This window comes from Microtetraspora glauca, from assembly GCF_040656155.1.
GTDB lineage: Bacteria > Actinomycetota > Actinomycetes > Streptosporangiales > Streptosporangiaceae > Microtetraspora > Microtetraspora glauca.
The window spans coordinates 294,252-307,976 of sequence record NZ_JBFALK010000004.1 but is presented as its reverse complement, the minus strand read 5'-3'; the positions used below and the strand labels follow the sequence as shown (position 1 = coordinate 307,976).

The 13,725-nt window shown below is 69.6% G+C and carries 11 protein-coding genes; 4 read left to right on the top strand and 7 right to left on the bottom strand.

The features are described 5' to 3' along the window. The first annotated feature begins 59 nt into the window (after window positions 1–59). The 3 genes from AB0I59_RS10420 (at window position 60) to AB0I59_RS10410 (ending at window position 2,668) form a co-directional block, all read left to right on the top strand. A complete protein-coding gene (locus AB0I59_RS10420) occupies window positions 60–1,019 on the top strand; it encodes a hypothetical protein (RefSeq protein ID WP_358131903.1) in 960 nt (319 codons plus the stop codon). 1 nt (window position 1,020) lies between these two features. Beyond that, on the top strand, window positions 1,021–2,226 hold the full coding sequence (gene xseA / locus AB0I59_RS10415) for an exodeoxyribonuclease VII large subunit (protein WP_228636975.1): 1,206 nt from the start codon (window positions 1,021–1,023) through the stop codon (window positions 2,224–2,226). 184 nt (window positions 2,227–2,410) lie between these two features. Then, window positions 2,411–2,668, top strand: coding sequence for an exodeoxyribonuclease VII small subunit (locus AB0I59_RS10410; RefSeq protein WP_061258320.1), 258 nt, complete (start codon window positions 2,411–2,413; stop codon window positions 2,666–2,668). 151 nt (window positions 2,669–2,819) lie between these two features. Here AB0I59_RS10410 and AB0I59_RS10405 read toward each other — a convergent pair whose 3' ends face one another. Beyond that, a complete protein-coding gene (locus AB0I59_RS10405; protein ID WP_358131900.1) occupies window positions 2,820–3,353 on the bottom strand; it encodes a DUF4245 domain-containing protein in 534 nt (177 codons plus the stop codon). Between the two features lie 130 nt (window positions 3,354–3,483). Here AB0I59_RS10405 and AB0I59_RS10400 point away from each other — a divergent pair, with 130 nt between their 5' ends. After that, a complete protein-coding gene (locus AB0I59_RS10400) occupies window positions 3,484–4,398 on the top strand; it encodes an alpha/beta fold hydrolase (protein WP_358131898.1) in 915 nt (304 codons plus the stop codon). Here the strand turns inward: AB0I59_RS10400 and fxsT are convergent. The 6 genes from fxsT to AB0I59_RS10370 form a co-directional block, all read right to left on the bottom strand. Then, entirely contained in the window at window positions 4,367–8,257 is a 3,891-nt protein-coding gene (gene fxsT / locus AB0I59_RS10395; protein ID WP_358131896.1) for an FxSxx-COOH system tetratricopeptide repeat protein, read from the bottom strand. The two genes, AB0I59_RS10400 and fxsT, sit on opposite strands and share 32 nt — an antisense overlap. A 4-nt stretch (window positions 8,258–8,261) precedes the next feature. Beyond that, window positions 8,262–9,491, bottom strand: a complete 1,230-nt coding sequence (locus AB0I59_RS10390) for a TIR-like protein FxsC (RefSeq protein WP_061258316.1) — start codon at window positions 9,489–9,491, stop codon at window positions 8,262–8,264. Window positions 9,492–9,597: 106 nt separating this feature from the next. Continuing rightward, a complete protein-coding gene (locus AB0I59_RS10385; RefSeq protein WP_358131894.1) occupies window positions 9,598–11,901 on the bottom strand; it encodes an FxsB family cyclophane-forming radical SAM/SPASM peptide maturase in 2,304 nt (767 codons plus the stop codon). Between the two features lie 16 nt (window positions 11,902–11,917). After that, window positions 11,918–12,130, bottom strand: a complete 213-nt coding sequence (locus AB0I59_RS10380) for a hypothetical protein (RefSeq protein ID WP_358131892.1) — start codon at window positions 12,128–12,130, stop codon at window positions 11,918–11,920. A 228-nt stretch (window positions 12,131–12,358) separates the two neighbouring features. Further along, a complete protein-coding gene (locus AB0I59_RS10375; protein WP_358131890.1) occupies window positions 12,359–13,237 on the bottom strand; it encodes a DUF4231 domain-containing protein in 879 nt (292 codons plus the stop codon). 21 nt (window positions 13,238–13,258) lie between these two features. Further along, window positions 13,259–13,723 carry a hypothetical protein gene (locus tag AB0I59_RS10370; protein ID WP_358131888.1) on the bottom strand — a complete coding sequence of 155 codons (465 nt, stop codon included), beginning with the start codon at window positions 13,721–13,723 and terminating at the stop codon, window positions 13,259–13,261. Window positions 13,724–13,725: the final 2 nt, after the last annotated feature.

The window sequence follows — 13,725 nt, the reverse complement described above, 5'->3', positions numbered from 1 at the left end:
GCGTCAGCCGCCTCTTGACCTCTCTCGCAACATCCGAACACGACTCCTCTGGAGCAGCGATGTCCCTCTTCCGAGCACTCACCAAGCCTCTCCGTAGCCTCTTCAAGAGAGGCGACGAGCTGAAGGACAAGGCCAAGGACCTGCCGGTGAACGCGCTGCAGACCACCCTCAGCGGGGTGGGACAGGCTCTGCTGATCGGCGACCAGGTCCGTTCCACGATCAAGCGCATCACCACGCCGGAGAGCGAGGAGGCCCCCGCGCCGGCGCCGACCGTGGCCGAACCGGCGGCGGAGGAGGAGCGGCCGGCCCGTCGCCAGCCCGTCATCTTCGCCCCACGCCCGTCGGCCAAGGAGGAGCACGAGCCCAACGGTTCCAAGGCCGCCGAGGAGCCGGTGATCATTTCCCCGGACAAGAAGGCCGAGTGGGAGGCTCCCGCGGTCGAGAAGCCCGTCGAGAAGCCCGCGCCCGAGCCCTCCGCCGCGGAACAGCCGGAGCCCCAGGTCACCACCCCGGAGAAGCCGGCCGCGGAGAAGCCCGCTCCCAAGAAGCCCGCCGCGCAGGAGGAGGTCAAGCCGGAGGCCGAGAAGGCCGCCGCCAAGCCCGAAGCCGAGAAGCCCGCCCCTGAGAAGCCGGCCGCGCAGAAGCCCGCTCCCAAGAAGCCCGCGCCCAAGAAGCCGGCCGCGGAGAAGCCGGCCGCGGAGAAGCCGGCCGCGGAGAAGCCCAAGACCGCGAAGCCGCGCACGAAGAAGGCCGCCGAGGCCGCGGCGGAGGCCGAGCCCACCGTGGTCCCGAAGGCGCGCGCCAAGAAGAAGGCGGCACCCGAGGTCGAGGAGGCCGCCCTCGCCGAGCCGTACCCCGGCTACGCGGGGCTGACGCTGGCTTCGCTGCGTGCCCGCATGCGCGGCAAGTCGGCCGACCAGATGCGCGACCTGATCGCCTACGAGAAGGCGACGGCGGACCGGGAAGACGTGGTCCGCATGTACGAGACTCGCCTGGCCAAGATCGAAGCCGGTTCCTGATTTGAGCGCGAAGACCTCTCCTGAGGCGCCGCTTCCGATCCGTTCGGTGCTCCAGATGGTCGCCCAGTGGATCGGGAGGCTGGGCACCGTCTGGGTCGAGGGGCAGATCACCGAGCTGACCGCCCGGGGCGGAACGATCTTCCTCACCCTGCGCGACCCGGTGGCCAACGTCTCGGCCCGGGTCACCTGCTCCCGGGGCGTGTACGAGGCGAGCCTGCCCAGGCCGGTCGACGGTGCCCGGGTCGTCATGCACGTCAAGCCCGACTTCTGGGTGAACAAGGGGTCCTTCGCCTTCACCGCGACCGAGATCCGGCCGGTCGGCGTCGGAGAGCTGCTGGCCCGGCTGGAACGCCTGCGTCGGCTCATCATCTCCGAGGGCCTGACGAACGCCGACCGCAAGCGGAGGCTGCCCTTCCTCCCCTCCACTATCGGCCTCGTCTGCGGTAGGGACTCGGCCGCCGAGCGTGACGTGATCGAGAACGCTCGCCGCCGCTGGCCCGCCGTGAGGTTCAAGGTGGAGGCGGTCGCCGTGCAGGGGCCGTACGCCGTGGGCGAGGTCACCGAGGCGCTGCGCAGGCTGGACGCGGACCGCGAGGTCGATGTGATCATCGTCACGCGGGGCGGGGGCTCGCTGGAGGACCTGCTGCCGTTCTCGGACGAGTCGCTGGTGCGCGCGGTGGCGGCGTGCCGTACACCCGTGGTCAGCGCGATCGGGCACGAGCAGGACAGCCCGCTGATCGACCTCGTGGCGGACGTGCGCGCCTCCACCCCGACGGACGCGGCCAAGAAGGTCGTGCCCGACGTGGGTGAGCAGCTCACGCTGGTGCGCCAGCTCAGGGATCGCGGTCGCCGCGTGCTGGGCGGCTGGCTCGATCGGGAGCTCTCCTGGCTCAGGTCGGTCCAGTCGCGGCCCTCACTCGCCGATCCGGTACGCGAGCTCGACCGCCGGGCCGAGCAGGTGGACGCGCTGCGCGAGCGGGCCCGTCGCTGCCTGGGCTCCTCCCTGGACCGCTCCGCGGACTCGCTGGAACACCTGCGTGCCCGCCTCGTCGCGCTGTCCCCGGCGGCGACGCTGGAGCGTGGCTACGCGATCGTCCAGCGCCCCACAGGGGAGGTCGTACGGCTCGCGGGCGAGGTCAAGCCCGGCGACGAGCTGACCGTCCGTTTCCCCGACGACCGGGTCACGGTGACGGCGACGTCCACGTGAGACAGGGTTGACGCGCTCCCCAGCCTGAAGGACTGCCTGAAGGCTGGGGATTCAGCCCATGCCGTGTCATGCGGCACCTCTGCGGCTTCTCGCTTCACCGACCTGTGCCACCCCCAAGCGGTGGCGCGAACGGTCATGGCGCGGATTATCTCCACCTGTCGTACTCGGACTCTAAGGTTGGTGCGTGGCCGACGAGAAGACATCCCCAGAGAAGGCGTCCCCCGAGGAGAAGCCCCCCTCCTACGAGCGGGCCCGCGAGGAGCTGACCGAGGTCGTTCGGCGGCTGGAGACCGGCGGGCTCACCCTGGAGCAGTCCATCGAGCTGTGGGAGCGGGGCGAGAAGCTGGCCGCGATCTGCGAGGAGTGGCTCCAGGGCGCTCGGGTCAAGCTCGCGGCGGCCATGGCGGAGCGCCAGGAGCCCCAGGAGGAGACGCCGTTCTGAGCCGGGAGCGGCCGCGCTCTCGTGCGGCTCAGGATCAGCCGCTCTGAGTCGGACGGCACTCGATCCGGCAGCTCGAAATCCCGGCAGCTTGGAAGCCCAGCGGCTCTGGTTCAGGCACCGCGGCTGGCGACGCCGCGTCAGGCTGCCCGGATCAGGTGGCGGGCTTGGGCTGGACCACCAGGGAGGCGGCGAGCGCGGTCAGCTCGTCCCAGTCCGCGGACCCGGTCACCACGACCGTGCGATCCGGGAGGATCCGGATCAGCGACCGCTGGTTCTTGTCCTGGCGGAAGCGTTCCTCCCAGGCCGTGCCGTTGATCTGGCGGGTGCCCGTGGCCTTGTCGGAGTTGGCCATCCGGTTGGCGAAGTCGGCGAGCGGCGTCTCGTTGCTCTGCGCCACCATGGCGTGCATCCGCTTGTCGGTGGCGAAGCCCAGCCGCCACGTGACGACACCGGCCTTGTCGGTGAGCTGGGAGCTGGTCGGGACCCAGTTCGGAAGCACCTGACCCGGCACCTCGATCGTGTACGACGCGGCGCGCGCGGCGTTGACCTTGTCGATCGAGAAGTCGATGCGGGGAATGTGCTCGCTCTTGCCGTTCGGCATGAAAAAGAGGATCAACGAACCGGCGGCCAGGCAGACGATCAGCGCGAACGCGTAGCCGTAGAAGCCCTCAGTGAATCGGCGCACGTCAGGGGAGCCTACCGGCATCGGACCACCATGCGGACAAGCGCGATACTTCCGCAACATCCCGTTATGAGAAGAACGCTACCTAACGGGGAATCACTTTCCGAGGCGAACGCTCACGGGGAGGCACGCGTTGACGGCTACGGTACGGACGCCGGACGGAAGAAATCTCGCGGTCGACGAGCGGGGCCGGCCGGGCGGCAACCCGGTCTTCCTGCTGCACGGCACCCCCGGCAGCAGGCTCGGGCCGGTTCCACGGGCGTCCGTCCTCTACCGCCTGGGGATCCGGCTGATCAGCTACGACCGGCCGGGATACGGCGGGTCGGACCGGAAGTTCGGCCGGTCCGTGGCCGACGTGGCCAAGGACGTGTCCACGATCGCCGACGCCCTCGGCATCGACCGGTTCGCGGTCGCCGGGCGCTCGGGCGGCGCGCCGCACGCGCTGGCCTGCGCCGCGCTCCTGCCCGAGCGCACGACCAGGGTGGCGGCCCTGGTCCCGCTGGCGCCGCGCGCGGCGGAGGGGCTCGACTGGTTCGAGGGCATGGCCCGGTCGAACATCATCGAGTTCACCGCGGCCGCGAACGGGCACCAGGCGGTCGCCGAACTCCTGTCGGCGGCCGTCGCCCAGGTACGGGAGGACCCGACCCGCCTGGTCCCGGCGCTCACCGCCGACCTGCCGGAGCCGGACCGCCACGTCGTCGCCGACTACGGGATCCGGCGGATGTTGGCCAGGAACTTCGCCGAGGCGCTCAAACACTCCGACGCGGGCTGGGTGGACGACGACCTGGCCTTCAACGCCCCGTGGGGCTTCGACCCGGCGAACATCACCGTGCCCACCATGCTGTGGCACGGAGACGAGGACGTGTTCTCCCCGGCCGGGCACGCGCGCTGGCTCGGCGAGCGCATCCCCGGCGCGAACGTGATCATCGAGTCCGGCGCCGCCCATTTCGCCGCGCTGCACGTCCTGCCGGACATCCTGACGTGGCTGACCACGTCCCGGCTCCCGGAAGGCGGCGTCAGAACGGCTGGGGTTCCAGGTCTCGGTTGATACGCCGTCCCTGCCTGAGGTCCGCCAGCGCCGGATGGTTCTCCCCCAGAACCCTGGCCATGATCGCCAATATCCGCCGCTGGGCGAGATCCGCTTCCTCCATGCGGCCGGCCGACCGCATGGTGATCGACAGGTTCGCCGCGCAGACCAGCGTGTCCGGGTGTTCCTCCCCCAGTTTCTGGCGCAGCCTGTCAAGGGTGGCCAGCTCCAGCGCCTCCGCCTCGCCGGCACGACCACCGGCTCCCAGGCAGTTGGCCAGGTTGATGGCGGCGGCGAGCGTGAAAGGGTGGCTGTCACCGAGTTGCCCGAGCAGACCCTCGTACGCCCGCGTGGCACCCTCGGTCGCCCGAGGCACCTCACCCGTGCCACGCTGGTAGATCGCCACGTTGTTGAGCGCGATCAGAGTGCCGGGGTGCGAGTCGCCGAGGTCCTCGCGGTAGATGTTCATGATGCCGCCCGCCATCTCCAGCGCCCCGGCCTTGTCACCGAGCGCCGACAGGCAGCAGGCGAGCTCCAGGGTCCCCGCCAGCGCGTCGGGCGTTCCCGGGTAACGCTCCCGGTACCTCTCCTCCGTCTCCAGCGCCACCTGCCACGCCTCCTGATGCGCGCCGCCCCGGCGCAGCGACACCGCGAGGCTCTTGGCGGCGCGCAGCGTGTCCATGAAGCCCTCGCCCAGCGACTCGCGATAGTGCTGCAGCGTCGTGCGCAGCAACTCGATCGACTCCCGGTAGCGGCCGATCTCGCGCAGGTCACGAGCGAGGTGGGTGGCGGAGAACAGCGTGTACGGATGAGTCGGGCCGAGCACCTCCCTACGCAGCTGCAGGGTCTTCTCGTCGCGCTCGCGCGCGTTGACGCCGTCGCCGACGAGCCGGTAGGACAGCGCGAGATTGTGGGCCGCGGAAAGGGTCTTGTGGTACTCCTCGCCGTACAGCCGCTTCCACATCTCGTAGGTCGCCAGGTCCATCTCCAGCGAGCGTTCGTACTCGCCGAGCGCGCGCAGGTCGGCCGCGAGCCCGCCCGCGGTCATCAGCGTGTGCGGATGCTGCTCCCCCACCACCTCGCGCTGGCGTTCGAGCGTCCACTCGTCCAGCTCTCTGGCCTCCTCATAGAGCCCCTGGGAACGCTTGACGTTGGCGATGTTGAACAGCAGGTGCAGCCGCTGCCGCTCGTCCCTGCCGAACGTCTCCTCCCAGTAGTTGGCCAGGTAGTCGCCGAGGGTCAGCGCGGCCTCCAGATCGCCGCGCTTCCACAGGTAGCGCACCCGGTCGGTGAGCAGCCGCCGGACCGGTTCCTCCTGGCACTCGGTGGCCCGCGACGGCTGCAGGTGCTGCCAGATGAGGTCGAACCGGATCCAGTTCTCCGGGTCGTCCACCTCGCCCTGGTTCGGCCGCGCCTTCTCCAGGACGCGGTGGACCACGTGGCACGCCTCGTCCTGCTCATCCTGGGTCATCTGGCCGCGGATCACGGCCTGGACCAGCCGGTGCACCTGGATGGTGTTGTTGGCCTGGTCCACCTTCGCCAGCGCGAACCTGCCGATCTCCCGGATGACCCGCCCGAGCACGAGCTTCTCCTGCAGCGTGTCATCGTACGGCAGGAGCGAGCGCATCATCTCGTCGCTGTAGAGCAGCTGCATCGAGATCGGCTCGGCGGCGAAGAACGCGCAGAGTTCGAGCAGCCGGACCGACGCGGGCGAGGTCTCACGCAGCTTCGCCAGCGAGAGGTTCCAGGTCGCCGCCACCGGATGTGGATAGTCGGCCGGCTGTCCGAGCGACAGCACCCGCGCGCTCTCCGTCCTGAGCTGTTCGAGGAACGTCGCGGCCGGCATGCCCGTCTCGGCCAGCCAGGCCGCCGCCTGTTCGACCGCGAGCGGCAGGTAACCCAGCGCGTCCGCCACGTCGAGAGCGTCGGACTCGGCCAGCCCCGGCACCCGCCGGCTCAGGTGCTCAAGGCTCTCTTCCTGGCTGAACACGTCCACTTCGAGAGGCGCGGCGACCCTCGACCAGGACTGGTTGCGCGAGGTGACCAGGACGTGGCCGGTCCCGCCGGGGAAATATCCGGTCAGCTCCTCGGGATCACCCGCGTTGTCGAAGATCAGCAACCAGCGGGCGTACGGGGTGCCGCGCCGCAGCGCCTCACGGACCCCGGTGACGACCTCGGCGACGTTCTCCCCCACCGGAATGCCGAGTTGCCGGGCCAGCTCCTCGAACGCGGAGTTGATCGAGTCGGTCTGCTCGGTCGACACCCACCACACGACGTCGTAGTCCGCTTTGAACCGGTGCGCGTACTCCAGGGCGACCTGCGTCTTGCCCACGCCTCCGAGGCCGTACAGGGCCTGGGGCAGCACCACCGCGGCCTTGCCGCCGACGAGCTGGTCGCGCAGGGTCTCCAGTACCGCGCCGCGCCCGGTGAAGGCGGCGTTCCGCGCGGAGACGTTCCACACCTGCGGCTCGCTCCCCGGGAATCGCGCGCCGATGGCCGCCACGTCGACCGCCACGGACTCCTCGGAACCGTTGAGCGCTTTCAGCAGCGTGCTCGCCGCCGACCGCTCCCCGATGCGGGTGAGATCGGCCAGCGCCCGGTCACCGAACGGCGAAGGGAAACGTGCCTCAGAGACGCGGATCGGGACCAGCTCACCCCGGCCCGCCGACTCGGCGGCCACCAGCCGGGACCAGATCGTCGCCGCGCCGGGCACCCGCAGGAAGGCGCCCGACAGCACGGTGACCACCCGCGCCGCCTCCGTGGTCGTCTCGGCCGGCCCCTCCATGTCGATGCCGGTGAGCACGGCCCGGTAGCCATGGCGTTCCAGCACCGCGGCGATCCAGTCGGCCCACATCCGGTCCTCGGACGCGTAGTAGACGTGCACGTCGGAGTGCAGCCCGGCGTGCCGCCGTACGAACAGGTCGAGATGCCGCATCCGGATGGATTCGTCCATCGATGGGAAGGACGTGACCGCTCCCTCGGTGATCGCGGAGGTGAGCCGTTCGAAGGCGGCGAGCATCGACCCCGGCCGGTTCGGCTCGTCACCGAACGTGGCGAGCGTCTCCTCGAAGGCGTAGAAGGGCATGTACGGCACCTCGACCGCGCCCCAGTAGTGGTTGCGGTCCTCGACGGCCATCCCGTTGGGGAACCGGTCGAACTTCCGGCGGGCGAGGCTGCGCCCCGCGTCGCATTTCTCCTTCTCGCCGATGTCCACCCGCATCGGTACGGGCAGGATCCGGATGGCCCGGTCGCGATAGCGCTCGTCGATGTGCCTGGCGACCGCCGAGGCCCCGTCTATGCCCTGGTCGGACAGGGTGAAGCAGGTGACGAGCACGTCCGGCATCTGCACGGTGCAGATCTCCGCGATGTCACTCAGGCCGGTACGGCTGTCGATGAGGGTGTAGTCGTAGCACGCCTTCATGTCGGCGCGCAGCGCGTCGAAGAACTGACCCCCGCCCTGCCGGTCGTAGAAGTTGTCCCAGTCGAAATTGGACACCAGGGAGGAATAGTCACGGTTCTGCCGCCCGGCGGAGATGAGGTCGAGGGTGCCCCCCTCGGGAAAATGCGCCCAGTCCAGGGAGACCGCGTGCGGCTCCACCCGCGCGTACGCCTTGTGCCAGTCGCCCGGGCGTTCCTCGTTCCTGATGGCGGCCCACTGGTAGTTGGTGATGAGGTCGATCACGCCGGTGGTCGCGCCCATGATCCCAGGTTCGAGAAAGGGCCGGAAGAATTTGTGCAATCCTGGCGATTCGAGGTCCCAGTCGACGATCAGTACGCGCAGTCCGCTGCTCGCCAGGATCCAGGCCGTGTTGGCCAGCGCCATCGTCCGCCCGGTACCGCCCTTGTAGGAGTAGAAGGTGACGATCCGGCCCTCGCTCATGTGATCACTCCTCCGGCCCGATCAGCCTCGGTCTGTCGGTCGACGGACCCGCCGGCGGATAGGCGGGAGCCCGTTTCAGGTAGTGCTGCGACGCCCTGTTCAGGACCTCCGGCAGCGTGTTTCTGAAGGAGTCGAGCGTGGGCACGTCGGGCACCGCGTCCGGCTCGGTGAGCTTGTTGCCGAGCGCCTCTCGCAGGCACACCTTCAGTCGTGCCTCGTTCGCCATGGTCTGCGCGTCTTCCCTGTTCCAGGGCACCATCACGGTGATCCACCGACGCCCGGGACGGTCGATGCCCCGGAGGGAGGCGCGGCAGTCGTCCATGGTGGTGGCCCACGGATCGACGAGCATCACCGCGGGCGAGCGCGGCTCGTCCGCGGAGAGCGCCTCGGCGTGCTGGTCGAGCGCTCCCACCTCCGGCAGGTATCCACGCGCGCGAGCCAGCTCCATCGCGTGGTCGGCCAGCGGGCGGGCCCCGTTGGACGTGCGGAAGGGATCCCACTCCTGCGGCTTCCGCCCGTAGTGGTACGCCCTCCGCCCCGGAGGCAGGTGATCCTCGTCGGGCGCCAGGACCGTGACCGTGATCGGCCGCTCCGCGGTGTTGTCCTCGAACGCGCTCGGCACCGTGGTGTAGTCACGGATGTGGCCCCGGGGCATGGGCGAGTTCCGTGCGACCTCGACGATCCGTTTCGCCAGCTCCATGGTGGCGGCCTGGTAATGGGTCCGGTACCTGTTCAGCTTCATGATCCCGTAGAAGCCCTCCTCGACGTACCGCGCGCCGAGGTCGGCGTGGTTGAACTGGATCGTCTGCGCCGCCGCGGGCATCCTGGTCGGCCGTATGGGGGTCCATATCGCGGGGACGATGGCGTCCGGAATCGGCAGCCCCAGATCGGAGCGGCCGCGTCCGCGTTCCAGAAAGGCCGCCCATTCTCTGCCGCACTGATCGCTCTCGAAGTAGCGTGGGGAATAGAGCGGCACGAAGACCCGGCAGGTGGAAAGGCGCTCCGAGATCTTCTCTTTCCAGTTGTCGCCTGTCCGTAATTCGCGATCCATGTATCCGGCCGCCCCCGACGGGACCTCCGTCAGGTGCATGATGTGCTGGCAGAGCTCTCTGAAGAGCTTTTCGACCCACCGGTTGGAATCACTGCCGTCGGTGACGTCATACGGCGGGACGTGCGCGTAACTCAGGAAGAAATACGGCTCCTGGGGGTCCCCGTCGGGTCGTGACGCGGTCATTCGCCTCCTTCCTTCCGAGATCCTCACTATAGGAACCTCGACCTACGTGAGAAAAGTCTCGAAAGGAAAGCTGCAAGGACGTTACATTACGCGCGCCGGCCGGGCGTCAGTTCTCGGCGCGAACGATCCATTTCGCCTGGTGATCCCGCGCCGACCTGGCGGCGGCCTCTTCCGCGTCCGGTGGGACGGGCTCGCTCAGCCAGGGCGTGACCGACCGCCGCATTCCGGCCACGAACAGATCTCCCACCTGCGTCATCGCACCACAGGCCGCGAGCGTTTCGATCGCTTCCGCGGTGTGCGCCCGCCAGCGGGCGAAGTGCGTCTCCCCCTGGTCCGGGGCGTCCAGGCGCCGCACCCGCCAGAAGTCGGTGACCGCGACGTGCGCGTAGGTACCCTGGAGCAGTCCCTCCAAGGGCCGGGGATCGTCCCGCCAGGGCGCGTAGTAGAGCCGCCTGTCGGTCTCGTCGTAGAGATCGAGGATGTCCAGCACGGCGCCCAGCTTGACGTGCTGGAACTCGTGGATCACAAGGAGCGCGAGCGTCGCGGGATCAGCCGGGAGCGCGGCCGCGACCGCGCCGAAGGCATGCCGCGCGGTGGAGCTCACGTCGCGTCCCGCCGGTCCCGGCGCGAGCGGCGTCAGCGTGGTGAGCCCGGCCCGCAACCCCGGCGCGTACCGGGCATGATCGGTCTCGATCATCCGCCAGGCCCGCTCGACCATCTCCTGCCAGGCCGCCGCGTCCCGCTCGCCGAGACGTGGCGCGGCGGGCCACTGGTGGCGGTCGCGGAACGGGTCGGCGTCTTCCAGCGCGAGGGAGAGGTCCCCCGCCGTGATCCGCCGCGTGGGACGCCACGCTCCCCGCTCGCGCCCCTCCACGGCGAACGAGCCCCCCTCGATCCTGAGCCGTGCCGCACGGCCGGGAAGGGCGTCGAGCGTGCCGAGCGAGGGGAGGTGCGCCGATCCGTCGATGATCGCGATGTCGAGCGAGACGTCGGCACCCGCCCGGACGGCGGCGGCCGCGGCGATGTTGCGCAGGTACTCGGCGTCACCGCCGTCGCGCAGGCACTCCGCCGCCCAGACCCGGACGTACGGGTGGGCCAGCACGGCCTCGACCGCCTCCGGATGGTCGTTGTCGAGCCCCACCAGGACGTCCCACGCCTCGGGCACGCTCCTGCCCGCCGCGTTCACCGCGGCGAGCAGCGCGCGGCGCACGCTGCGCTGCGACTCCGCCAGCCGGGCCACGTCGGCCTCCTCGCCGTATCCCGCGGCGAGTGCGTCGATGGTCGAGTACGGCAGAGCGTGCGTCGGCATGGTGGTCCTGCCCCGAACATGAGTGATCAGCTTGAGGAGGTCGGCGGTGAACACGCTCGGATTGGCGTACCCCGACCCTGTGCGATAGCGGTGGGCGTACAGGCCGCCTCCGCAGCTCTCCACCACCGGGCAGGCCCGGCAGGTGTCGCACAGCCCGTCCAGCCCGAGCTGGCGGGCGACGATCCCGGTGTGGCGGGCCACGTCGTCGAGGGTGTCGGACAGGACGTGCAGCCCGGTCTCGGGCGCCCCCGCGAACGCCGTCTTGAGCGAGTCCGCCTGCTCATAGGCGCCATCGGTCTCGATGACGACCAGATCGGAGGGCTGGAGGCCGAGCGACTCGGTCAGGCTCGGTTCGCCCCGCGACGTTCTGATGATCGACTCGAAGATCCTGACATCGATCTTCCGGCCTTCCTCGTACCAGAGATCGAAGATCGCGATCAGCCAGTCGGCGTACGCCGTGGCCGAGGGGCGCGGCGGCGGGCTGTCCCAGGTCGCGTGCGGGAGCAGGAAGTCGACGCGCGGCGGCTCCAGCTCGGCCAGGCCGCGGTAGACGGCGATCGGATCGTTGGCGACGTCGATCGTGCACAGCAGTCCGGCGTACAGCTCGGGACGCTGCCGGAGCAGGCCGACGGCTCTGACGACCTGGTCGTAGCTGCTCCGCCCGTCGGCATAGCGACGGTGCCGGTCGTTGGCCGCCCTGTCGCCGTCCAGGGAGATCCCGACCTTGACGCGGTGCTCGGCGAACACGTCGCAGAACCGCTCGTCGAGCCGTACTCCGTTGGTGTGGATCCGCAGATCGAGGTCGCAGACGCCGTCGAGGTGGTGCCGCAGTTCCGCGGCGATCTCCCCGAGCCGCTTGGCGCCCACGAGCAGGGGCTCGCCGCCGTGCAGCACGACGTGCACCCGCTCGAGGCCGTGCTCCTTGACGTGCTCGGCGATGCGCAGCGCCGACCACGAGACTGTCTCGGGCGACATCACGCGCGGACGGCCACGCCAGCTCTGATCCGCGTGCTCGTAGACATAGCAGTGATCGCAGGCCAGGTCACAACGACTGTGGACCTTGAGCACAAACTGCCGGAACGGCACGAAGGGCCCGCTCACGGCGGCCCTCCTCAGGTCAGATGGAGGAGTTGAAGGCGGCGACGGAAACGCGCTGAATATCCGGGGAGTCGGGGACTATCCTGCGCATGACACGGTCGATTTCGGCCCCATGGACGAGGGACAACGGAACATCCCTGAGGTCCCTGACGTCTGAGGCAATGTCCGTCTGCTGATCGGTGATTTTCATCGGCTCGTACCGTTCAATACGCAGGTAGCCCGTGGCGGACACGACGTTCCATAACCGGTCTCGTCACCACGGGCGCTAACGCGGTCACGCTATCGCCGATCAGGGCATCGGGTCCAGCCGAAACTACAACTCTATGGCGTTACTTTAACGGGTCCGCGCCTGTCCACTCGACTCGCCGAACGGGCCTGCGCGACCGGTCACGAAATGGTCTAATATTTCCCGACATAAGGCGCAAGATAGTATTTAAGCGCCTTTTACCGATGTTTATCGTCAACTATGGGAGGCGCTCCACAGCATATGCTCCCGGGAGATCGCCTCCTCGGCCTCATCGACGAAGTGCGCCCACTCGCTCTCCGTGGTGGGCCAGTCGGCCCGCGACACGATGTCGCCCACCTCCAGCGCCGCGATGGAGTACGCGTTCCCGAGCTGCTGGTGCTGGCGTGTCTGCAACCACGCCACTCCGGCGGCGGCGACCGCGCCGAGAATGCCCGGCAGGTCGAGGTCGAGCGCCTGGGCCGACTTCAACGCCGCCGCGACCAGACCGAAACCCTCCAGCAGGGCGAGCGTGATGAGCCACCTGCCCGCCTGCCGTTCGTGCCTGGCCGCCTTCGCGGCGTACCAGGCCCGCTGGTCGTCGAGCCGCCCGACCATGTAGTGCCGCTTCCGCTCGTCGAGCGAGAGCGCGCGGACCTGGCGCATCCTCTCGGTCACCTGTGCGTCCGCGTCGGACACGGGGACCGGCGCGAAGCCGTGCAGAGCTGCCGTGATCCTGCTGTACCTGCGCAGGAGGAGCTGGTCGGCGCCGTGATCGTCCTCGTCGACGTCGAAGGGCTGGCCTCCGACCAGGTATCTCCAGGCCAGCGTCTTGGCCGATTCCGCGGCCGCTCGCGCTTCGTACCACTGGCGCTCCGGCCGGGTCGTGAGCAGGTAGACCTCGGTCACGAGCGCCGCCCCCATCGCGCTCGCGGCGACCGTTCCCGCGGCGTCCAGGCTGCCCACGATGACGCTCAGCGAGCCGAAGATGGCGGCGGTGACCAGGGAGATCAGCCGGACCGCCGTGGCGGCGAGCAGGCGGCGTTGACCGGCCATCGCCGCACGGTCGGCCGCCTTGTAGAGCGCGGGGAATTCCGTTTCGGGAAGCACATCCACGTTTTGAGGGGAACCGGCGAGTCAAGTCGTGTCAAGCCTGGCCGCTCCCGGTGGCCAGACGATGTGCACGGGCATCTCCCGGCGCACCGCGTCGGCCACCGCCTCAGCCGTGCCACCGATCCCCTGCGCCGGGAGGCCGTCCCAGATCGCGACGAGCACGTCGGCGGACGCGAGCATCACCTCGTTGGCGGCGGCGTATGCCGCCGGTGACGGGAGGTCGTAAGGAAGGCGCCGGACCGTCACGGCCCTGGCGAGGAGTTCGCGGAAGGATGCCTCGCCGTACTGGCGGGCGGGGACGACGGCCTCCAGCACGCCGCCGAGGTCGATGACGGCGGAGGCGAAGATCTGGTCGGCACCGGAGGCCAGGCAGGAGATGCCCACGATGTCCGGGGCGTACGGCCGGAGCGCCTCGCGGACCGCGGTGTCGATCAGCACGGTGGTGCGGGGAGAGAGGTTTCGGTGCCCGGTGACGGCGATCCGGGTCAAGG